The 22,180-nt window shown below is 47.9% G+C and carries 22 protein-coding genes; 15 read left to right on the top strand and 7 right to left on the bottom strand.

What is annotated here, in order from left to right; all coding sequences use genetic code 11:
• The first annotated feature begins 27 nt into the window (after nucleotides 1-27).
• The 3 genes from NLX78_RS06415 to NLX78_RS06425 all read left to right on the top strand — a co-directional run bounded on the left by NLX78_RS06415 (nucleotide 28) and on the right by NLX78_RS06425 (nucleotide 3,545).
• Nucleotides 28-1,389 carry an MFS transporter gene (locus tag NLX78_RS06415; protein WP_254349927.1) on the top strand — a complete coding sequence of 454 codons (1,362 nt, stop codon included), beginning with the start codon at nucleotides 28-30 and terminating at the stop codon, nucleotides 1,387-1,389.
• 62 nt (nucleotides 1,390-1,451) lie between these two features.
• Nucleotides 1,452-2,042: a GNAT family N-acetyltransferase gene (locus tag NLX78_RS06420; protein ID WP_061830555.1), complete on the top strand. Its 591-nt coding sequence runs from the start codon at nucleotides 1,452-1,454 to the stop codon at nucleotides 2,040-2,042.
• Nucleotides 2,043-2,357: 315 nt separating this feature from the next.
• Nucleotides 2,358-3,545 carry a cation:proton antiporter gene (locus NLX78_RS06425; RefSeq protein WP_254349928.1) on the top strand — a complete coding sequence of 396 codons (1,188 nt, stop codon included), beginning with the start codon at nucleotides 2,358-2,360 and terminating at the stop codon, nucleotides 3,543-3,545.
• Between the two features lie 119 nt (nucleotides 3,546-3,664).
• Here the strand turns inward: NLX78_RS06425 and NLX78_RS06430 are convergent, their stop codons facing one another.
• Nucleotides 3,665-4,300 carry an NAD(P)-dependent oxidoreductase gene (locus NLX78_RS06430; protein WP_039271761.1) on the bottom strand — a complete coding sequence of 212 codons (636 nt, stop codon included), beginning with the start codon at nucleotides 4,298-4,300 and terminating at the stop codon, nucleotides 3,665-3,667.
• 260 nt (nucleotides 4,301-4,560) lie between these two features.
• Here NLX78_RS06430 and NLX78_RS06435 point away from each other — a divergent pair, with 260 nt between their 5' ends.
• The 4 genes from NLX78_RS06435 to NLX78_RS06450 all read left to right on the top strand — a co-directional run bounded on the left by NLX78_RS06435 (nucleotide 4,561) and on the right by NLX78_RS06450 (nucleotide 9,758).
• Complete coding sequence (locus NLX78_RS06435; RefSeq protein WP_254349929.1) at nucleotides 4,561-5,514, top strand: alpha/beta hydrolase; 954 nt, start codon at nucleotides 4,561-4,563, stop codon at nucleotides 5,512-5,514.
• Between the two features lie 206 nt (nucleotides 5,515-5,720).
• A complete protein-coding gene (locus tag NLX78_RS06440; RefSeq protein ID WP_254349930.1) occupies nucleotides 5,721-6,275 on the top strand; it encodes a glycerol-3-phosphate responsive antiterminator in 555 nt (184 codons plus the stop codon).
• 60 nt (nucleotides 6,276-6,335) lie between these two features.
• On the top strand, nucleotides 6,336-7,826 hold the full coding sequence (gene glpK, locus NLX78_RS06445) for a glycerol kinase GlpK (RefSeq protein ID WP_254349931.1): 1,491 nt from the start codon (nucleotides 6,336-6,338) through the stop codon (nucleotides 7,824-7,826).
• A 228-nt stretch (nucleotides 7,827-8,054) separates the two neighbouring features.
• Entirely contained in the window at nucleotides 8,055-9,758 is a 1,704-nt protein-coding gene (locus tag NLX78_RS06450) for a glycerol-3-phosphate dehydrogenase/oxidase (protein ID WP_302057294.1), read from the top strand.
• Between the two features lie 116 nt (nucleotides 9,759-9,874).
• Here the strand turns inward: NLX78_RS06450 and NLX78_RS06455 are convergent, their stop codons facing one another.
• Both NLX78_RS06455 and NLX78_RS06460 read right to left on the bottom strand, forming a co-directional pair.
• Nucleotides 9,875-10,552 (bottom strand): CidB/LrgB family autolysis modulator, encoded by a 678-nt coding sequence (locus NLX78_RS06455; protein WP_013312486.1) that lies wholly within the window; start codon nucleotides 10,550-10,552, stop codon nucleotides 9,875-9,877.
• Complete coding sequence (locus tag NLX78_RS06460) at nucleotides 10,549-10,920, bottom strand: CidA/LrgA family protein (protein WP_013312485.1); 372 nt, start codon at nucleotides 10,918-10,920, stop codon at nucleotides 10,549-10,551. Before NLX78_RS06460 ends, NLX78_RS06455 begins: the two co-directional genes overlap by 4 nt.
• Before the next feature lie 131 nt (nucleotides 10,921-11,051).
• Here NLX78_RS06460 and cidR point away from each other — a divergent pair, with 131 nt between their 5' ends.
• Nucleotides 11,052-11,951, top strand: a complete 900-nt coding sequence (gene cidR / locus NLX78_RS06465; protein ID WP_023990853.1) for a cidABC operon transcriptional activator CidR — start codon at nucleotides 11,052-11,054, stop codon at nucleotides 11,949-11,951.
• Between the two features lie 105 nt (nucleotides 11,952-12,056).
• On the opposite strand, the gene NLX78_RS06470 is transcribed toward cidR, so the two are convergent.
• On the bottom strand, nucleotides 12,057-12,230 hold the full coding sequence (locus NLX78_RS06470) for an aspartyl-phosphate phosphatase Spo0E family protein (RefSeq protein WP_013312483.1): 174 nt from the start codon (nucleotides 12,228-12,230) through the stop codon (nucleotides 12,057-12,059).
• A gap of 134 nt (nucleotides 12,231-12,364) precedes the next feature.
• Nucleotides 12,365-13,441: a GGDEF domain-containing protein gene (locus tag NLX78_RS06475; protein WP_039271752.1), complete on the bottom strand. Its 1,077-nt coding sequence runs from the start codon at nucleotides 13,439-13,441 to the stop codon at nucleotides 12,365-12,367.
• A gap of 168 nt (nucleotides 13,442-13,609) precedes the next feature.
• Here NLX78_RS06475 and NLX78_RS06480 point away from each other — a divergent pair, with 168 nt between their 5' ends.
• From NLX78_RS06480 to NLX78_RS06490, 3 genes are read left to right on the top strand one after another with little or no spacing between them, the layout of a single operon-like run.
• A complete protein-coding gene (locus tag NLX78_RS06480; protein WP_254349956.1) occupies nucleotides 13,610-15,982 on the top strand; it encodes an ATP-dependent DNA helicase in 2,373 nt (790 codons plus the stop codon).
• Nucleotides 15,972-16,481 carry a MarR family winged helix-turn-helix transcriptional regulator gene (locus tag NLX78_RS06485; RefSeq protein ID WP_013312480.1) on the top strand — a complete coding sequence of 170 codons (510 nt, stop codon included), beginning with the start codon at nucleotides 15,972-15,974 and terminating at the stop codon, nucleotides 16,479-16,481. Before NLX78_RS06480 ends, NLX78_RS06485 begins: the two co-directional genes overlap by 11 nt.
• A 37-nt stretch (nucleotides 16,482-16,518) precedes the next feature.
• Nucleotides 16,519-17,127: a pentapeptide repeat-containing protein gene (locus NLX78_RS06490; protein ID WP_028540785.1), complete on the top strand. Its 609-nt coding sequence runs from the start codon at nucleotides 16,519-16,521 to the stop codon at nucleotides 17,125-17,127.
• 80 nt (nucleotides 17,128-17,207) lie between these two features.
• Here NLX78_RS06490 and NLX78_RS06495 read toward each other — a convergent pair whose 3' ends face one another.
• Nucleotides 17,208-17,801, bottom strand: a complete 594-nt coding sequence (locus tag NLX78_RS06495) for a hypothetical protein (RefSeq protein ID WP_250260169.1) — start codon at nucleotides 17,799-17,801, stop codon at nucleotides 17,208-17,210.
• Nucleotides 17,802-18,012: 211 nt separating this feature from the next.
• Here NLX78_RS06495 and NLX78_RS06500 point away from each other — a divergent pair, with 211 nt between their 5' ends.
• Nucleotides 18,013-18,969, top strand: coding sequence for a nucleoside hydrolase (locus tag NLX78_RS06500; protein WP_039271744.1), 957 nt, complete (start codon nucleotides 18,013-18,015; stop codon nucleotides 18,967-18,969).
• Nucleotides 18,970-19,110: 141 nt separating this feature from the next.
• Here NLX78_RS06500 and NLX78_RS06505 read toward each other — a convergent pair whose 3' ends face one another.
• On the bottom strand, nucleotides 19,111-20,295 hold the full coding sequence (locus tag NLX78_RS06505) for a sensor histidine kinase (protein WP_254349933.1): 1,185 nt from the start codon (nucleotides 20,293-20,295) through the stop codon (nucleotides 19,111-19,113).
• 373 nt (nucleotides 20,296-20,668) lie between these two features.
• On the opposite strand from NLX78_RS06505, the gene NLX78_RS06510 reads away from it, so the two are divergent.
• From NLX78_RS06510 to NLX78_RS06520, 3 genes are read left to right on the top strand one after another with little or no spacing between them, the layout of a single operon-like run.
• Nucleotides 20,669-21,274, top strand: coding sequence for a hypothetical protein (locus tag NLX78_RS06510; RefSeq protein WP_254349934.1), 606 nt, complete (start codon nucleotides 20,669-20,671; stop codon nucleotides 21,272-21,274).
• On the top strand, nucleotides 21,258-21,788 hold the full coding sequence (locus NLX78_RS06515) for a hypothetical protein (protein ID WP_254349935.1): 531 nt from the start codon (nucleotides 21,258-21,260) through the stop codon (nucleotides 21,786-21,788). Before NLX78_RS06510 ends, NLX78_RS06515 begins: the two co-directional genes overlap by 17 nt.
• Entirely contained in the window at nucleotides 21,785-22,162 is a 378-nt protein-coding gene (locus NLX78_RS06520) for a DUF4280 domain-containing protein (RefSeq protein ID WP_254349936.1), read from the top strand. Before NLX78_RS06515 ends, NLX78_RS06520 begins: the two co-directional genes overlap by 4 nt.
• Nucleotides 22,163-22,180: the final 18 nt, after the last annotated feature.

Raw genomic sequence — 22,180 nt, forward strand, 5'->3', positions numbered from 1 at the left:
TGAAAATGAGAGCAGGGTGAGTAGATAATGAAGGAAAAGAAAGAACTGCAATCCACGCCTAGCATTTGGCGCAATGGCCGTTTTCGGCGGATGTTTGCGGCGCACACGGCTGCCTCCTTTGGCGATTGGTTTGATGCTATCGCCATTCAGGTGCTTGTTGCCTATCGCTGGGAAGCCGACCCTATGATGATTGCGCTGATTCCGGTAGTGATGGCCCTACCGGGTCTGCTGCTGGGTTCCATCGCGGGCACATTAGCCGACCGGGTGCACAAGGCCAGGCTGATGATCGTCTGCGATGCAGCTATCGCCTTATTGACGCTGGCGATCCTCGCCGTCCCGGGCCCGGCGTGGCTGCTGCCTTTGCTCGGTCTGCGCGCGGCGGCTGGCGTATTCCAAATGCCTTCACAGCAAGGCTTGACCCGCACGGTAGTCGCAAGCGACGACCTGTTTCGGGCGACCTCGCTGAATGGGCTGGTCAATCAGGCCTCCAAAGTAGTAGGGCCATTACTGGGCGCTATGACCTTGACTGTGTTGTCCCCTCAGGCATGCATTATTCTCAATGCATTGCTGCGTCTCTGTTCCGGCCTGCTGCTGTGGCCGTTGCGCGGAATCGGTCCGGCGCTGGTCAGTACAGACCAACAAGCTGTTGCAGCCGTGCAGCAAGGAAAGTCGGCTGCGCATACAGCACCTGAGGCTGATGAAGACAAAATGCAGGAGGATCATGTCCGCGCATCTCGTTTTTTCAACCAATGGCGCGAGGGCTGGGCGTTCTTATGGCGCAGTCGAATGCTTTTGCATACGCTCATATTCGGACTTTTCGGTTTGATCGCCATTCTCATGATCGACTACCAGTTCCCTACATTGCTGCGAGTGCTCGCTCCGGGTAATGAATCACTGCTTGGCTGGCTGGTTTCAGCCATTGGGGCTGGCGCCGTCGGCTGCATGCTTGTGCTTAATCGCTTGAATCGCATAAGCGCAGGCTGGGGGCTCGGTGGTGGATATGTGCTGGTTGGCGGAGCTATTGCTGCTTTAGGCTGGGCACAACCCGGAACAGGATTGCCTGGACTGCTTATGATTGGGGCCGTGCTGGGCGTGGGCAACGGCCTGTACATTATCACCCAGAATTATATATTACAAGCCAAAACCCCTGCTGATATGGTGGGGCGCGTCTTTGGTATCCAAAGTACCGTGATTGGAGCAATCATGGTCGTTTCCCCGCTTGCAGGGGGAGTATTGATCCGAATAGCAGGGGCGGGAACGGCTTTTGTCTGGATCGGGATGACTGTTGGAATCTTGGGTTTGGCAGGCCTGCTGCTTCAATCCGTAATTTGGCGCGAGTCCCTCGCTGATTCTAGCCTGACTACGGAGCAAAATGCAGACCTTGCGTAGTCGAACTTGCGCAATAATTTGCTTTGATTTTCGTCATTTATATTATTAGCATGGGAGAGATCATGATGACTCAACAAACTTCAGCCTCAGAGCCTGTAGCACGGTTACTTGAAGGATCACGGGTGTACTTGCGTCCCGTTAACGTAGAGGACACCGAGCTATACTATAATACATTGTTCCATCAGGATGTGCGGAGGCTGACAGGCACACAACGCAGCTTTACCAAGGATCAAATTGCCCGTTATATTGAAGCTAAAGGACAGGACACCTCAAGCCTGCTGCTGTTGATTGCGCTTCGCGAAGATGATCGTGTCATTGGGGATATAGCCCTGCAGGATATGGACAGCCTGAACCGCAGTGCCAACATCCGTATTGCGATCAATGAGCAGGGAAATCAGGGGAAAGGCTACGGCACCGAAGCGCTTGTACTTATGCTGGATTACGGATTCGGTATCTGTAATCTGCATCGGATTGAGCTGAATGTATTTGATTTTAATGAACGTGCCATTCGTTGCTATGAGAAAGTAGGCTTTCAGCGCGAAGGTGTGCAGCGGGATGCTTTATTCTACAATTATGAATACCATGATTCGATTCTGATGAGTATGCTGGACCACGAATACCGCGACCGCTATGTGAAAAAAGCAGAAAATTGATTCAACACGTTTACACGGGTTTGCAGAAGAGATATAATTAAAAGATAAAATTGCTCGTTTGCGCAAGTATGACCGACAACATCAAATGAATATATGAATTTACCGGAGGAGCCTGTCACCAAGGCTCCTTTATGTCTTTTTTAGGGGAACCTGTGCTGTATTGCGGGTTTCCCTTTTTATTTTGCGAGCTGGTTGTTTCAGGTCAGACACATATTTTGCACGTTTGTTTAGCATTTTATGATTATCAGTATCTTCAATATTGTGGGTTATGCGCAAATGAGTTTAAGGATTAAATAAAAAGGAGGTTATCAGCCTATGCAATTTATACTATATCTTCTGCTGATTCTACTGTTCACAAAAGTCGCGGGTCATTTGTCCGTCAAGCTCGGTCAACCAGCGGTGTTGGGAAAGCTGATCGCAGGAATTGTCCTGGGCCCAGCCGTATTAGGATGGGTTCAGAATGATTCGCTGATTCATGATATGTCTGAAATCGGCGTGCTGCTGCTGATGTTCATTGCTGGACTGGAGACGGATCTGGATCAACTTCGACGTAACTGGAAGCCTGCGGTAGCTGTGGCGGTTGGAGGTATTATTTTACCGCTAATTTGCGGTTTTGGTGTAGGGGAAGCCTTTGGATTCTCGGTGCATGAAGGCTGGTTTCTAGGAATTATTCTGAGTGCTACCTCGGTAAGCATTACGGTACAGGTACTCAAGGATATGAATAAGCTGAATACCCGGGAAGGCTCGACCATTTTGGGTGCGGCAGTGCTGGATGATGTGCTTGTCGTGGTGCTGCTAGCGGTAGTAATGAGTATATTCGGTATGGGTGGAGAAACTTCGTTGGGACTTCTTGTTGGCAAAAAGCTAGTTTTCTTCGTCGTAGCTATTCTGGGGGGCTGGTTCGTTGTTCCAAGGGTTATGAAAATACTTGCTCCACTCAAGGTGACTGAAGCAGTCATCACGACTGCGTTGATTATTTGCTTTGGGTTTGCGTATTTTGCGGATATGTTGGGGATGGCAGGGATTATCGGAGCCTTTGCGGCCGGGATTGCCATTGCACAAACCAGCTTTAAGCACGTTGTAGAAGAAAAGGTGGAACCCATCGCTTATTCCATCTTTGTTCCTGTATTTTTTGTCAGCATCGGATTAAATGTTTCCTTTGAGGGAGTAGGGCAGCAGCTCGGATTTGTTGTTGTTTTGACACTGATTGCGCTGGTGACAAAGCTAATCGGGGGAGGACTGGGGGCGCGGCTGACGGGCTTCGATAACCGTTCTGCCCTTGCGATCGGCTCCGGGATGATATCTCGCGGCGAGGTCGCACTTATTATTGCAGCTACCGGTCTACAGTCGGGTCTGTTGGCACAGCAATATTTTACATCGGTGATCATTGCCATCATTCTGACGACCTTGGCTTCGCCCCCGATTCTCAAGCTGTGTTTTAGCGATAAGAGGGAAACTTCCGCTCACGATACAGAAAAGAAGGTCAGCACGGACAAGTCATAACGAGAGTATCAACAGGTCATAACAAAAAGACCCTTCGGGTTCAATTTCTCATAGCGTGCAGCATGAGAGAATGGGCGAAGGGTCTTTTTTATGCTAAATGTGCTGCGAGAATACAGTAATTAGGACTCGGATACGACAGTGAAACGTTGGTTCAGATGTTGTGGTTTTTCGATTTCGTCCACTACGGCAACTGCATAATCTTCGTAGCTGACATAGCTTGCACCTTTGGAATTAACCAACAGCGTGTCTTTTCCCACTTGGTAAGAGCCTGTGCGTTTACCCAGAGCAAATTCCGCAGAAGGACTAATGAAAGTCCAGTTCAGGTCGCTGGTACCACGCAAAATTTCCAGGTTTTTTCCTTGGTTATTTGCTGTTGGATATACGAAATCAGGGAAGCCGGGAGCATCTTTTACCAAAAGTGTTTGGGATTCGTCAGTGAACAAGCTGCCTGCACCACCTACGACAATCAGGCGAGTACCGGATACATTACGCAGGCCTTCAATTAGTACGTTACCTGCATCGACATGCAGATGCTCTTGTCCGAGTGGAGCGGCAAATGCATTAACGACTACGTCAAAGCCTTTCAGATCATCTGTTTTCAGATCAAAAACGTCTTTTTGTACTACAGTAGCACGACTTTCTGTTACTTTAGCCGAGTCACGGACGATGGCGGTTACTTCATGCCCTCTGTCTAATGCTTCTTTTACGATATTACTTCCTGCTTTACCGGTTGCACCAATAACTGCAATTTTCATAATAGATAGCCTCCTATAAATATGATGTGGATGATTCATTCGTTTGATCGTAAGTGTACCCAGTGCATTTACGAACTTTAATGTGTAACTATTATAGTTACAATACAAAATAAAAGTCAAGCTCTTCTATTGGGCAAACTAAAGTCCTCCGATTGGAAAGAGAGGAACTCGTTTAAATATATAAGGTGAACCTGAATGAGCAAACTTAAGCCATATTGGATATATGTAGACCACAGATAAGAAGGGAAGAGTGAATCGATATGAGTAAAAAAGTACAGCTTGAACCCGCAGCACAGAAATTTGCAGACGATAATGCCAAACCTCCGTTTCTATATGATTTGGGTCCTGAAAAAGGACGTGAAACGGTCAATGAGGTTCAATCCGGTCCAGCAGACAAACCTGCCGCAGATGTAGAAGATCTAACTATTCCAGGTGGGCCTGGCGGTGAGGTGAAGGTCAGAATTGTTCGTCCACAACAAGTGACAAGCGATCTGCCGGTCATTGTATATATTCACGGAGCAGGCTGGGTATTCGGTAATGCCCACACGCATGATCGTCTGATTCGTGAATTGGCAGTCGGCTCACAGGCAGCCGTTGTATTCCCGGAATACAGCTTGTCACCTGAAGCTAAATATCCGACGGCGATTGAGGAAATTTACGCGGTCGTTCAATGGGTGGCACAGCATGGGCGCGAGCATGGACTGAAGCCCGATATGCTGACGATAGCCGGAGACAGTGTCGGCGGTAACATGACCGCAGCCGTAACGCTGCTGGCCAAAGAACGCAGTGGTCCTGCCATCCGGCAGCAGTTGTTATTTTATCCGGTGACGGACGCTTCCTTTGACACAGAATCCTACCAGGAGTTCGCCACAGGATATTTCCTGAGCCGCGAAGGAATGCAATGGTTTTGGGATCAATATACGACAGATCCCAATGAACGAGCGCAGATTACGGCGTCCCCGTTACGTGCCACCACAGAACAGCTCAACGGGCTACCGCGTGCGCTGGTCATTACAGGCGAGGCCGATGTGCTGCGCGATGAAGGTGAGGCCTATGCGAACAAGCTGCGTGAAGCAGGGGTAGAGGTAACCGCTGCACGCTTTCAGGGCATCATCCACGACTTTGTGATGCTGAACCCATTGTCGGAAACCGCGGCCAAGCGCGGTGCGATCACGCTTGCTACCTCATGGCTGCGCCAAGGGTTTGAGGGCTAGTACACTATAGAGCGTTTTAAGGGTGCCGTCGTGTGATTTGATCCAGTTCCTTTGAACGATTAGGCTGTCTTCTTCCTGCTGACATCTATTGCAGGGAAGGCAGCCTTTATACATATCTGCAATGAAACCGCTTCACGTTCGTCGAACAGAGTGATAATATAAAATTTGAACGAGTTTGACCGACATTCAGCCTAAGGGGGATATCCATGCCATTTCAGGGACAACGCATTTTACCTGCAGCTAAGCATATGAAGCAGCTGGAGGGTATTTTGGACAGTTCTTATGAGTATGCTGTTTTTCTGGATACGCATGTAGCGCAGCTGCGCAACCTGTACCAGATGGCTAGAAGTCGCAGCAAGCAAATGCTTCTGCATGCTGACCTGGTGCAAGGCTTGAAGAATGACGAGTATGCGGCTGAATATTTGTGTCAGGAAATTAAGCCATTTGGGATCATTTCGACCCGGTCCGGGGTGATCGCAACCGCTAAAAAGAAGGGGATTCTTGCTGTACAGCGGGTGTTCCTGCTCGATACGATTGCGCTGGAAAAAAGCTACGCGCTGGTGGAAAAAACACGCCCCGATTATATTGAGGTGCTGCCCGGTGTTGTTCCACCGATGATTAAGGAGGTCAGCGAACGCACGGGCATTCCCATTTTGGCGGGCGGGCTTATTCGCACCCCTGAGGATGTGGAAGCGGCGTTGGCTGCGGGAGCTACAGCAGTTACGACCTCCAATAAACAACTGTTCGAGCATTATAAGTAATAGCTTTTATTTGAATCAAGTGGGCAACAATACATAAATATGCAAGGAGGCTGGAAAACGATGGAGCAATACATTCTTGCCTTGGATCAGGGCACAACCAGTTCGCGGGCCATCTTGTTTGATCGGCAGGGAAAAGTGGTATACAAGGCACAACGGGAGTTCCCACAGTATTTTCCCCAGCCGGGGTGGGTAGAGCAAAATGCAAATGAGATATGGAGCTCTATTTTGGCCGTCATCGCCTCCTGCTTGTCGGAATCAGGTGTGAAAGCCAGCCAAATTGCCGGGATTGGTATTACGAATCAACGGGAAACCGTAGTGGTGTGGGATAAACATACGGGTCTGCCTGTATATCATGCACTGGTATGGCAGTCACGGCAAACAGCCGGGATCTGCGAGGAATTGAAAAGCCGTGGATTTGATCATATTTTTCATAGCAAAACGGGACTGCTCATTGATCCCTACTTTTCTGGCACCAAGATCAAATGGATACTCGACAACGTCGAAGGGGCACGAGCTCAAGCGGAGCGCGGGGATTTGCTGTTGGGTACGATTGATACCTGGCTAATCTGGAGATTGTCTGGTGGTAAAGCACATGTAACGGACTACTCCAATGCGGCCCGCACACTCATGTACAACATTTATGAGCTAAAATGGGATGAGGAGCTGCTGGATATTCTCGGCGTTCCGGCGTCTATGCTACCAGAGGTGAAATCATCTTCTGAGATATATGCGCATACGGTGGATTATCACTTTTTTGGACAGGAAATTCCTATTGCCGGAGCGGCGGGTGATCAGCAAGCAGCTCTGTTCGGTCAGGGATGCTTTGACAAGGGCATGATTAAAAATACTTACGGTACGGGATGCTTTATGCTGATGAATACCGGAGATGAACCCTGTGACTCGGAGCATGGACTGATTACGACGATTGCATGGGGGCTGAATGGTCAGGTGAAGTATGCGCTGGAGGGCAGCATTTTTGTAGCCGGATCTGCTATTCAGTGGCTGCGTGATGGGTTGCGTATGTTCCGCGAAGCCAAAGATAGTGAAGCGTATGCGGCGCGTGTGACCTCGACGGAAGGGGTATATTTTGTCCCGGCCTTTGTGGGTCTGGGCAGCCCGTATTGGGACAGTGACGTGCGCGGTGCGACATTTGGTTTGACGCGGGGAACGACCAAGGAGCACTTTATACGAGCGGTACTGGAATCGCTGGCCTACCAGACTAAAGATGTCCTAACTGCCATGGCGAGCGATTCGGGTGTACCTGTGCGTTCAATGCGTGTAGATGGAGGTGCAGTGATGAACGAGTTCCTGATGCAGTTCCAGAGCGATATTCTCGATCTGCCTGTAGAACGACCTGCTGTAAACGAGACAACTGCACTCGGTGCGGCGTATTTAGCGGGACTGGCAGTTGGGTTTTGGAGCAGTCTGGATGAAGTCCGGGGATATGCTCAGAGCGATCATACCTTTACTCCGTCCATGAGTGAGGACGTGCGGACTGGGCTTTATGGTGGCTGGAAAAAGGCAGTTCATGCCGCAATGGCGTTCAAGTAGGGATGGTTTTACGATAGAAGGCAGCCATCTGGCAACAGGCAGATTTCCCTTTTCATAGCGTATCGTGTGTGCTACGATATAGATAAGTTAATACTCGTCAGGAGACTTGGAGAGACCATGAACCGCTCGGCATCCGCCGTAGCGATGTTCGTGGTCTTTTTTTGTACCTTATGATGATTCGGTTGGCAGATTGCATCGTGAATATATACAAAGCTGGAGGGATACATGATGGGAGAACAGGGATTTGCTGCGCAGGAGAGAACCGCTGTTTTGGAACGTATGGGAGATGAGCATTTTGATATTTTAATTATTGGCGGCGGCATTACAGGGGCGGGGATTGCGCTGGATGCGGCGGATCGTGGTTTGAAGACAGCACTGGTGGAGATGCAGGATTTTGCAGCAGGTACGTCCAGCCGCTCGACCAAGCTAGTGCATGGTGGTCTTCGTTATTTGAAGCAGTTTGAAGTTAAGATGGTAGCCGAGGTCGGGAAGGAGCGGGCCATCGTATTCGAAAATGGCCCACATGTGACCATACCGGAGCGTATGCTGCTTCCTTTTCACAAGGGCGGCACGTTTAACGCATTCACCACCTCTGTCGGGCTGCTGGTATATGATTTCCTTGCTGGCGTTAAGCGTAGTGAGCGCCGTCGTATGCTGGACATCCAGGCTACGCTAGAGCGCGAGCCTTTGCTGAAGCGTGATGGACTGAAGGGAAGCGGCAGCTATGTGGAGTACCGCACAGATGACGCTCGCCTGACGATTGAGGTCATGAAGGAAGCTGTTACACGAGGAGCGCTGGCGGTGAACTATGCCAAGGCTGACAAGCTGCTGTATGACGGCGGACGAATAAGCGGCGCAAGCGTAACGGATCGGGTAACGGGAAAGCCATACGAAATTCGAGCTTCGCTGGTTATTAATGCGGCCGGACCATGGGTAGATACGTTACGGGAAATGGATCGCTCCAAAGAGGGCAAGGTGCTACGCCTGACGAAAGGTATTCACCTGGTGTTCGATGCTGAGCGCTTTCCACTCAAACAGGCAGTGTACTTCGATACACCGGATGGACGCATGGTATTTGCCATCCCACGTGATGGGAAAACCTATGCAGGTACGACCGACACGGTGTATGAAGGGGATACGGCGCATCCTCGGATGACCGCCGAAGATCGGGCCTATGTGCTTCAAGCGATCAACGGAATGTTCCCAGATGTGAAACTGACTGTTACGGATGTAGAATCCAGTTGGGCAGGGGTAAGGCCGCTCATTTATGAAGACGGTAAAAGTCCTTCGGAAATTTCACGCAAGGACGAAATTTGGGAATCCCGTTCAGGTCTGATCACGATTGCAGGCGGCAAGCTGACGGGCTACCGGAAAATGTCCGAACTCGTCGTGGATCGTGCGGTACGGGAGCTGGGACGCTTGCACGGGCAAAGCTTCCGGGCATGTCGCACCAGGCATATCCCGATTTCAGGCGGCAGCGTAGGCGGATCGGCGGGCTGGGACGCCTTCGTGAGCAAGCAATCCGCAGCGGGTGTTGCGCTCGGCCTGTCGCTGGAAACGGCTAGAGCATGGGCAACCCGCTATGGCTCCAACACAGAGCGGCTGTTTGCCATAGCGGCACGGAGCATGAAGGAGGCTACCGAGCAGGAAGCAGCGCTGCCTGTGGAAGTGCGTGTCCCGCTCCTGTATGCGATGGAACAGGAAATGACGGTGACACCGTCTGATTTTTTCATACGCCGAACCGGGGCGCTGTTCTTCCAAATTGACGAGGTGAAGCGCTGGAAACAGCCCGCCATTGCATTAATGTCCGAACATGCAGGCTGGAGCGCCGCACAAGAACGACAATATACGGCTGAGCTGGATGCTTACCTGTATGAAGCTGTAACGCCTGTAGAGGTAGAGGCGAAACCCGGCGACGTTGAAGCTATTTGAGACCGCAAGGGATGTATATCCTTGAGCCGTCCATTGCTTTAAGACATGGACTGAAAGCAAAGAAGCAGCGATTCTTCAATAACAGGAGAATCGCTGCTTCTTTGTATACATATTGCTTACAGCATCAAGTGGAACAGGAACGGGGCGGCTGCCAAGGTAAAGAGAGCGGCGAGCACCATCGAGATGCTGGATATCGTCCCCGTCAGCGAACTGAACTCGAAGGCTTTGGAAGTGCCAGTACCATGAGCACCGGTACCGAGCAGCACCCCACGTGAGACTTCATTTTCAATACGGAACAGTTTTACAATCATCGGACCGATAATAAGACCGCTCAATCCGGTCAGAATAACGAATACAGCCGTGACCGTCGGATTGCCGCCAATCGTTTGCGATACATTCATCGCAATGGGTGTCGTAATGGAGCGAGGAATCAGGCTGCTCAGCAGCGAAGAATTCAGATGCATCCACTTGGCAAGCGCCATGGAGGACAACACGGCTACAACGGACCCAGACAGCACGCTAAGCACGATTTGGGTCGCATGTTTTTTTAACACAGGGAAATATCGGTACAAAGGGACAGCAAATGCAATCGTAGCTGGCTGTAGCAGCATGGACAGCAAGTGGGCGCCCGAATTATAAGAACGGTAGTTCACACCCGTCAGCGTCAAAATCAAAATGATAACAATAGGTGTAATGAGCAATGGAGACAAATACACCTTGGGCAGTGTGCGGTACATGCGTTTGGCCATCCAGTAAATAGCGAGTGTCAATACAATACATAGAAGACCGGTCATGATGATTTATGCTCCTTTCGTTTACCAAGCAGACTGGCGACCATACCTGTGCAGGCCATCACCAGAAAGGTGCCGAGCAACACGACCAGCATAATACTCATACCATCGTGTTCCAGCATCGGCCAATAATTCATAACGCCGACAGCGGAGGGAATAAAGAATAATAGCAGCTCGGCCAGCAACCAGTTTGCGCCAACTTCAATCCAGCTTAGCCGGACCAAGCCGGTTTGCAGCAGAATAAAAAGGATCAGCATACCAATGATACTACCGGGTACAGGCAGGTGGAGCCAGGAGACTACCGCGTTCAGGATGAGCGAAAAGGCCATCAGGACGGCGATCTGGAGGACACCGCGTATGAAGCTTTTCATATATAATGGCTCCTATCTTTGAGATCGGTTATTTTCAAACTGTAATGAAATTTTACATCACAAGCTTTCATGAGTAAAATGCATATAAAGAATGTAATCTATTCCGTTTGTCTATGGGAGAAGGTGTAGGTTTGGATATCCGACATTTACAATATTTTTTGGAAGTCGCGCGGTTGCGTAGCTTTACAAAGGCAGCCCAGAGCATGTTTATTACCCAGCCGACGATCAGTAAGACGATTAAAAGTCTGGAAGATGAACTGGGGGTCGCTTTGTTCGACCGAATTGGCAAAAGAATCGAACTGACGGACGCGGGCAAGGTAATTGAGCTTCAAGCACAAGCGATTGTAAAGTCCTTTCAGAGCCTGTCCTCGGAGCTGAGTGATTTGATGAACCTGAAAAAAGGACATATCCGTATTGGCCTGCCCCCTATGGTCGGATCGAGCTTTTTTCCGCGTGTCATTGGAGAATTTCATAAGGCATATCCTGATGTGACCATTCAATTATTTGAGGACGGGGCGAAGAAAGTGGAACAGGACGTAGAAGCCGGGGCATTGGATATCGGGGTGATTGTGCTGCCTGCGGTTGGAGATATGTTTGAGACATTTCTGTTTGTGGAGGAAAAGCTGAATTTGCTCGTTCATCCTACGCATGCATTGGCAGAGTGCAAGGAGGTACCGTTATCTGCGCTGGCGGAGGAGGCGTTTGTACTGTTCCGTGAGGATTTTACGCTGCATGACCGTATCATTGCCGAATGTGTCCGTGCTGGCTTTCAGCCGCGTGTAGTCTACGAAAGCTCACAATGGGATCTGATTAGCGAAATGGTTGCTGCAAATCTGGGGGTAGCTCTGTTGCCGGAGGCTATATGCCGAGATCTGGATTCTGAGCGCTTGCGTGTTCTTCCATTGGTGGACCCTGTCATTCCTTGGCATTTGGGGATGATCTGGCGGAACGATCGTTATCTGTCCTTTGCCGCCAGAGAATGGATATCGTTCACACAGCAATTGTTGCGGACGGAATATGGCGGGAAGTAGTCAGTCCGCGAGAAGGTGAGTACGATGCAGATGTGTACCGAAGGAGGACGAATACTGCTTACATCATAAAAAAGCTGCCCTGAGGGGCAGCGATGTAGCTTGCTTCTATGAGTGTGTTTGGTTTATTGCACGCTTGGTGTGAAGGTACTTGTCCATAATACGGTCAAGTCTGGAGGATTTGTCCAATACACGTTCATCTTTTAATCCGTGTAAGTCAGCCATGCGATTCAGTTCACGGCGTTCTTTTTCCATGAGTTTTTCCAATTGTTCGAGGTTCACAAAGCCCACCCCCCATGTCGATTGTAAGGCATGTCTCCACTAGCGGCAGAAGTTTTTTTGATAACGATGTTATTTCCATTTTACCACTTTTTATTAACAATAATCCAGCTTTCCTGACATTTAGCGACTAATATCTATGGTTTTGCCAGTTTCACCTGATTGCGTCCTGAACGCTTAGCTTCATATAATGCCTCATCTGACTTTTCTAGTAAGTGCCTCGATGCAATGACAGGTGAACTGCCTGCTCCGATGGATACGGTTAGCGAGATCGAGGTTCCGTCATTCAAAAGAAAACGTTCATTTTCCACAGCTTTCCGAATTTTTTCGGCAAAGCTTGCTGCTTTCTGACTATCACAATTTCCAATCAGAATGGCAAATTCCTCTCCGCCCTTACGGGAGGGGTACGCCCTCGTTGTAGATTCCCGGGTTAACAGCATTCCCAATTGGCTTAAGACGGTATCTCCGTTCAAATGACCATACGTATCATTAATATTTTTAAAGTGGTCAATATCCAGCATCACGAGTCCAAAGGGTTGTTTTGTAGTCTTGGAAGTATGAAAGACCTCTTCAAATAGCGCATCGAAAGCACGTGGACTGTAGAGTCCGGTTAAATGATCCCGATTTGCAGCTTCTTCCAGCAGATGAACAGCCCGTTCTGTTTTTTTGATATAGGACATCATAAAATAAGTGAACAGGCCGCCAAGCAACTTAACAGTTGTGATTATTATAATAGATTCATTATCAGGAGGGTTAACTACAAAGAAAGTAGATAACAACGACACTACAGCAGCTCCAAGTACGGCCGACATCCACTTGCGGAGTGTTAGGCTTTTTTCTCGAATAAAGATAAGTGAAATGCCCAATGTCATGAAACAATTGACGGTAGCAGTCAGAGAAACATCTGTCCAACCACCTGTGATGTAAATACGGTACAGGCTTATGATCAAGGTGGTCAGCAGACCGGATACCGATCCTCCCATATAAACAGATATGATAATCGCCAATTGGCGCAGATCGACCACAAAGTGCCCACGGACCCATAAACCGGTCATCATTAACAGAATGCCAAACAGACCCAGCATTAAACCGTTCATTACCCGATAAATGAATACATGTTTTTTTAGGTAACGTTCATATTTCCGGAAAAATAAATTTCCAAAGAATAAGAAGCTTGTTAATAACGCAAAATTGTTAATTAATTCTTTTAACATATCCCTATCCTTTATGCTGTATTGAGAGTTGTAGTATCGTGGGGAATAAAGCAAAAGGCCTCGTTTCTATATTTCGGTAAAAAGTAGGCATGAGTGAATACCAATTGAATACAAACGATTCTTATGTCCCTTACGTTTCGTTTATCTACGTGGTACAGTGAAAGGACTATGACCGGAACGGGTGATCGTATGAAGGAACCAATTCACATATCGGTGCGTCCACTTGTGGAATATGTGCATCGGAGCGGCAGCATTCATAGCGGCTTTCGATCGAATAGCAGTATGCTCGAAGGAACTCGCGTGCATCAGGTTATCCAGAAAGGGTACAAGGAGCTTGACCGCAAAGAGGTACATTTACGTACAGAAATTCCGTATAAGGACGAATTGTTTATCATTGAAGGCCGCTGTGACGGACTGATTGAGCTGGATGGCGTATGGACGGTCGATGAAATTAAATCGATCTCTTTGCCACTCGAAGATATTCAGGGTGACGGCCAACCTGTACACTGGGCACAAGCATTTCTGTATGCCTATATGATTGCTCGTGAGGAACAACATCATTCGATGCAGGTCCAGCTTACTTATGTACAGGCACACAGTGAAGACATTCGCCGATTCAGACGGGAACTATCCTTTACTGAGCTAGAAGCTTTTGCACAGGAGATGATTGCTGATTATGCTCCGTATGCATTTCTGCTGAGAGCACATGCGGAAAAGCGGGATGCCAGCATTGCTATGTTGAACTTTCCCTTTGACACGTATCGTTCGGGTCAGCGAACGCTCGCGGGTTCGGTGTACAAGACGATTGCCGAAGGGGTTAACCTGTTTGCCAAAGCACCTACAGGTATTGGTAAAACGGTATCCACCTTGTTTCCTGCGATCAAGGCGATCGGCGAAGGATTGGTGAGACGAGTATATTATGTGACGGCTCGTACCACCACTCGGGCAGCAGCCGAAGAAGCTTACGCCAGAATGCAGGCTCAAGGGCTGCACATGCATGTGGTGACATTGACTGCGAAGGATAAAATTTGCTTCAAGGATGAAAATGATTGTGATGCTGGATTATGCAGCATGTGCAAGGGCTATTACGACCGGATCAACGGTGCGGTTTCCGATATTTTGGCGAATGAGACGTTAATGACCCGGGCAGTGATTGAGCATTATGCGCGCAAGCATAAGGTATGTCCCTTTGAATTTTCTCTGGATGTGGCGTATGCCTCGGATGGTATAATCAGTGATTATAATTATGTTTTCGATCCACGGATTTCTTTGAAAAGATTGCTGGAGGAGCACAAGCGAAAAGGTGTTGTACTGGTGGATGAGGCGCATAATCTGGTAGAACGCGGCCGGGACATGTTTTCGGCGGAAATTTTGAAATCTTCTTTTTTGGAACTGAAACGAGAATTTAAGTTGCTAAGCCCAGAGATTGCTGCGGCTGCGAGTGCAGTGAACGCACATATGATTACGCTGCGCAAGCAATATGCAGATACAGGAAAAGCAGTGGAGACAGCAGCACCGCAAGAGGTACTGGAGCTGTTGGTGCCTTTTGTAGAAGCAGCTGAACGTGAACTGGTGACGGGCGGTAGTACAAGCCACCCAAGCCGTGAGGGTACGGCTTATGCATTGCTTCTAGATACGTATTTTACCGCTCAGAATATGCTGCGAATTGCAGCTTTATATGATGAACGGTACGTTACTTATGTGGAAGCAGGGCGTAGTGAAGTGAGGGTCAAGCTGTTCTGCCTCGATCCTTCTCACTTGTTGGGACAAGCTATTAAAGGCTACCGCTCAGCCATTTATTTTTCCGCGACGTTGACACCGCTTGCTTATTACCGGGACATGCTCGGAGCAAACGAGGAAGATTATACGTTACAGGTTCCTTCGCCCTTCCATCAGGAGCAGTGGGATGTACGTCTGCTGCCGCTCTCCATCCGTTATCGGGATCGTGAGCGCTCCAAAGGGGCGATTGCGGATATGCTGGCTGCATTGGTTGTGGAACGGAAGGGAAATATCCTTGTGTTTTTCCCGTCCTATCCATATCTGCGTGAGGTGTATGAGGAATTCATGCTTCGGGACGTGTCCGCAAATACGTTGGTACAAAGTCCGGGGATGACCGAACCAGAGCGGGATCAATTCCTAGAGGCCTTCCAGCCTGGGCAAGAGCACACCTTGCTTGGCTTTGCCGTATTGGGTGGTGTTTTTGCTGAAGGTGTCGATTTACCTGGGGATCGCTTAAATGGGGTAGTGGTCGTCGGCGTCGGCTTGCCGCAAATTGGAGCAGAGCGGGATGTGCTGAGGGATTATTTTTCGGAACAGGGACGGAATGGTTTCAACTATGCGTATGTATATCCGGGAATGAACAAGGTTCTTCAGGCAGGTGGCAGACTGATTCGCACAGAGCACGACGAAGGATTGCTGGTCCTGGTAGATGATCGTTTTGCCAAGGAACCATATGCTTCTTTGCTGCCTGACGAATGGAAAAGCTACCGTCTGACGGAACAAGCGGGATTAAGGAAGGAATGGATAGACTATGAACTTTAATTTTCATAATGACTCCATACGCGGGGTGCTGCGTAGCTTTGGACATGAAGATGCCGAAGTGGATAATATAGAGACTTTTGTGACATTTGCGCGCTTGGCTAATGGTATTTTCAGAGAAATGGATACGGATTTTAGCAAGTTGGGGGCTTCTCAGGGTCGGATTATTGTTCTTAGCCTGTTGCATTGCCATTCGCCGCATCGCATGACACCATCAGAGTTGGCGGAAAAAGCTGATGTGACGCGTGGAACCATGACGGGGCTGATCGACGGATTAGAGCGAGATGGCATGATTGAACGTGTGGCTCATGAGAGTGACGGACGGATGGTGACTGTCGGATTAAAAGAGGCAGGACGAGAGCTGTTAAGTAAGATAGTCCCTTATTATACGAAGTTGATTCGGTCGTGTATGTCTGAGTTTACGCCACAGGACCATAAGATGATGAAGGGTTTACTGGGAAAAATGAAGGGCGGTTTTGAGCGGTCCTTGCCGAAATGCTGAGTTCCTAACATAGGGAATAAGGAATAGGAGAGAGAACATGTTCTTTTATACAGATGAGGTCTATGAAGCCCGTGATTTTGGCTCAATGGATGCCAGAGAAGGCGAGTGGAGAAATTGCGAGTTTACCCGATGTCGCTTTCGGGGTGTGGAGATGAATGAGTCCCTCGTGGAAGGCTGTACTTTTGTGGACTGTGATTTTACCGGAGCCATTCTGAATGCATCTCACTACAAGGAGTCGGCTTTTACCAATTGTTTGTTCACCAGCGCCAATTTGTTTGTAGTCCGGTTTGATAACTGCAAGCTGGTAGGTTCAGATTTTGCGGGGGCGAATATGGATGGTATCACAATTACGGGCGGAGACTGGTCTTATACGAATTTGCGTCATGCAGATTTAAGAAAACAAGATTTGCGAAAAATACGATTCAAGGAAGCCGACTTATCCGAATGCAATTTGGAAAAAGCAGATTTGCGGGAAGCGGATCTTACCCGGGTAAGACTGCACAAAGCCCATCTTCAAGGAACAGACCTGCGCGGTGCGAAGATGGATGGCGTGAATTTTAAAGATCTGGACATCACCGGAGCCAAGTTGGATATCGAGCAGGCAGTAGCGGTGGCCCGCTCCTATGGAGCCAAGGTGGAAGGCTAAAAAGCACGGGATACAGGACCCGTCTCGATCTGCGGTACCCCGTGCGGGTGAAATGGATGGTTGACTCGAATGTGAAGAACTTAATCTTTAGGGGGTGCCGGCAGTAGTGGAATCGCTGCTCCCGGGTCCCGGTTTGGCAAATGATCCACTCCCACAGGCTCTAGAGGTTGCTGTGGAACTGTCCAGTTGCGCGCGGTATCTGCGGCAGTTCGCTGCTCCAGCAAGCGTTTGGCTACTTCATAACATTGATCGACATGCCGATTACCAATGGTTCGCATAGCAGTAAAGCCAATTGCCGCGGCTAGCCCTTGCCCCAGAAGGGGGACAAACTTGCTAACCTGCTTGGTAGCGATACGAATGCCCATTTTTTGCAAAATCTGCACGATAACTTCACGGGTGATGAGTCGCCCGATCAGCTTGCTGCCAATTGAGGTGATAAAACCATACACCATGGATTTTGTTTCTGCGTCCAGACCTTCCAGCTGCTTCTCAGATAATCCGAATTTTCCATTAATGGCTGGCAGTAGCTGCATCAAAATACCAACATCAGCAAGAACGTCAGCCCCTGGAACTGGGACCAATACCGCTCCCCCCGAAGCCGCAGCCCTTTTCGTCACCATGGATTTACACTCTCTACGGATCTGCTCCAACTCTTCTATTGTTCGGGCTGTCATATGCATCTCTCCTTCATACGCTTCCGATTAGGACCCATGATTCTACCCTGTTATTACACACATTTCTACCTATCTTAAGCATGGAGTAAGCAAAAAATCCCTGATCCACACACTATCGCACATTTACTCCTGTGAAGCGATCAGGCATAATGAAGGGTGGTTGCCGATAAGAACAAGCCTGTTTTACGGGGATAAAGGAAGGAAGAGACAGATGAGTCAGACAAACGTTTATTTTAATCATGATGGTGGAGTGGATGATCTAGTATCCCTGTTTATGTTGCTTCAGATGGAACAGATTCATTTGACCGGAGTATCGGTGATTCCAGCAGATGGTTACCTGGAGCCTGCAACGGATGCCAGCCGTAAAATTATTGATCGTTTTGGACAAAATAAAGGGCCTGTGGAAGTCGCAAAGTCTAATTCACGCGGTAAAAATCCGTTTCCTGCTGCTTGGCGTTTACATTCCTTCTATGTGGATGCATTACCGGTACTGAATGAATCGGGGCGAATGGAAGCACCGCTTTCATCCCTGCCAGCTCATCAGCATCTGATCGAAAAGGTACGCGGAGCTGAAGGTAAGACGCTGTTGCTATTCACTGGACCGCTAACCGATCTGGCGCGGGCGCTGGATGAAGCACCGGATATTGAAGCAAAGATTGAAAAGCTGGTATGGATGGGCGGCACCTTTGAAAAAGGGAATGTGGAGGAGCCGGAGCATGACGGCACAGCAGAGTGGAATGTGTTCTGGGACCCAGAAGCGGCATATCGGGTGTGGCAAAGCGGCATCACGATTGATCTGGTAGCGCTGGAAAGCACAAGCAAAGTGCCATTAACTCCAGCAGTACGCAATCGTTGGGCGGCCGAGCGCCGATATGAAGGCGTGGATTTCTTGGGTAATTGCTATGCTGGATGTCCGCCGCTCGTCTATAGCGAAACGAACTCAACCTACTACTTGTGGGATGTACTGACCACTGCATCCGTAGGACGCCCGGACATTGTCAAGAAAAAGACGGTGCATTGCAGCGTTATCGCAGAAGGTCCAAGTCAGGGCAGAACGGTGGAACAGGCAGAGGGACGTCCTGTGAACCTGGTATACGATACAGATCCAGAAGCCTTTTTTACGTATATGGCGGATTTGGCCAAGCTGGCTGCTCCCAAACGTTACTAAGTCTGACTATGCACAAACGTGCGGCATAGGGTGATAATATTGCCTAGTGACACGTACTCATAACATAAAGCCCGTGACGTTATGCGTCACGGGCTTCTATTACATGATGTGTCCTATAATTATCCCAAGCTAGTTTCTATTTCATGCTGACTCCTGGTATGTTTTCAGAGTGAACTGGAGCGTTATTTCTGTCCCGCTACCAGGTTCACTGATCCCAGTTATTTTACCATTCATTCGTTTTAATAGATGTTTGGTAATCTGCCAACCCAATCCTGGATTGCCATATGAGGGGGAGTTCCCACGGTCATGCTCAAGCCACAATTTCAGTTTGTTAGGAGATATACCGATCCCAGTATCCTTCACCTTTAATTCCAGTTCAACCTCAGGTGCATCGGTCACGGATTGGGCGGTTGCAGATAAGATGACAGCTCCTGTGCTTGTAAACTTTACTGCATTATCTACCAAATTAATCAGCATACGGCGAATTTTAGCCTCATCCCCGATAAAAATAGGCGAGCTGGTGAGATTCCAGTCGAGCTTCAACTCTAGATTCCGTCGCGCTGCTACCTCTGTATACAGACTCAATACATTTTCCATCATCGTTCTCAGATCAAACGGATCTTCAATATCATCGATCTGTCTGGACTCTATATTGCTGTAATCCAAAATATTACTCAACAACGTCATAAGCGAGCGACTGCTCGACTCCATGATGCTCATATATTGCTGTTGTTCCTCTGTTAACTCCGTCGTCAGCATGAGGTCGGTGGCTCCCCATATTTCGGTTAGCGAAAACCGAATTTTATTACTCAGGGAAGAGATCAAATCCAGCTTGCTCAGGGCAGAGATCTCAGCATCTATCTTTTCTTTCTCCAGTTCCACCACATAACCCAGAAATACAGCCATAGCCTGTAGGGCCTTCAATTCGGATTCTGTCAAATGTACAGATGGCGCGTCCAAGATACAAATGGTTCCGTAAGCCTGTCCATTTTTCATGCGAATGGGGATTCCTGTAAATGAGTGGTTTCCCATGGTTTTAGTCACATCTAAATCACATGTGTGCGGGTGAATAGTCGTTTCTGAAATCGTGAGGTGATCCGCAGGATGGTCCAACACCAGACTGCAATAGCTAAGCTCAAAAGGGAGCACATCCCCTTTCTTAACGAGTATCTCTTCCCGGTTAAATGAATCAACGATTACATTCGTAATCCCATCATTAGCGGCAATAAAAATGGTATTTACATGCAAAATATCACTCAACACATCAATGACATGCGCGGTAGCCTCTTGAATACTATTATAAAAACCTGTAGGTGAAGTAGTCATGTATCTCCAATCCTTATGCAAAGTGGTGGTTATCCAAAAACTTTAGCAGTTTGTGTATCCCATTCCCGATCCTCTGAATGTGTTTTTGGAGCGTATCATTAATTATACATGATTATTTCATTACAAACCTGAGTCTTCTACTTCGATTTACCTATTCGCTTGCACAAACCTTCATTTCTTAGGTCTAATGCTGGCCTTTCTTGGAGAATTTTCGCATATATTATTACACATTCACGAAAAAATATGATTATTTTCATTCTGTTTTCATAAATTCATATGTAATCTCATGATATGAAAATTGTGTAATAAAATATGAGGATAGAACCAGTAATATCATGTAAATATTCTATATAATAGGTTCAGAGGTGGAATTATGAATAGACAGGAAGCCCTACAACACTTCCTTAAGACCTATGCAGAAGATGTATTGAACCAGAAATTACATCAGGCAGCGTCTTTGTATGAACAAAGAAAAGATGAGCTCATATCTTCCTTTATTCAATCCTTTCAATCGATCTGCCTGCAAGCCCATTCTGCAGAAGTGGCCAAGACGAGGATCGGATACATTACCTATTCTATGAGGCGCACGTATCTGATGGATCGTAACTATAACTATGTCGTCGAAGCCTATGATAAAAATTGGTTCTTTGATCCTCAACCTTGTTATGGAATCTATGATGCAGGCTGGGCATTCAGCTTTTTAGCAGAATTGGAGGATGAATTGAATCAGCTTCGAAAACCCTATATGAATAAGATTTTTCAGCCTGATGTGGAGCGATTTGTACTCCAGGCTACAGGGGAATTCCATCAATATATTCTGAAATTAGCGAAGGGTGCTATTCAGCAAGCTGTACATTTACCTGAATTCAAGGCCTTGAAATGTGAGGGCGATTTGGAAGTAAGAATAGGGGAGTATAAAGGAATCAGTGAGGTGGTGTATTCAACAGCTTATGGAGTACTACATGATTCAACAGGATAATCGTATTACGGAGTATATGTATCCAGTAGAGACAAATCGCAGGCAGTTGTTGGAATGGGCAGAAGGCTCATCATGTGCCGATGAAGAATCTATTTTACAATTTTATGTATCAGGTGATGCGGACTATATTGATTTTATAGAGCATCCGGTATCCATCGTTTCGGAACAACTAAAGGAAATCTTTGATATATATCAATCCGGATTAAGCTGGAAGTTGGTTGTTTTTGCCGATATGCAGCGAATGCAGCAAACAAGGTATTGGCTGGCAAATCCGCCTAGCCTGATGTGTTTATCACCACGTAGTGAATATCATAGGGACGGTACGCTGAAGAAAATCATTCTAGATGAATATGCAGTGGAGAATCATAAAATATTCAAGGTTCAGGATGACGATCATCATATCATTGTAGATCTTGATGTGGCTGAATGTATTTTGAAGTTCAATCTGGCAGGCTTGAAATTACAAAAGGTCGATACAGAGGGGCCATCTATACAAAGGAGAGTCCAAGAATGAGTGAGAGCTATGTAGTGGATGGGGCACAGATACATTGTAGCTATGGAAGTCATACGGGAAGATTTAGTGTTTCAGCTAACAGGGGAATTAGCATTGGCGATAAATTGCAGGGGAATATTGAGGATTTTCATCCACAGACGCATATCCCTGCATTCGGAATGTGCCGTAGTATGCATAATCCTGCAGTCTCTTCTGCTAACAAAGGAAATTCCGGGAAAATCATTCCGCAGCCCTGCAAACCGAGCGTTTCTATGCCTTGGTTGAATGGAAAAAAGGATGTATACGTAGATCAATCTCCGGCTCTTATGAGCTGCTCCACGAATTTATGCATGTGGTGCGGCAAAATTTCATTCACGACAGATGGGCAGGAATAGTTAATAGAATGTAGGATT

The organism is Paenibacillus sp. Lou8.1 (assembly GCF_024213565.1).
In the GTDB taxonomy this organism is placed as follows: Bacteria; Bacillota; Bacilli; order Paenibacillales; family Paenibacillaceae; genus Paenibacillus; species Paenibacillus polymyxa_B.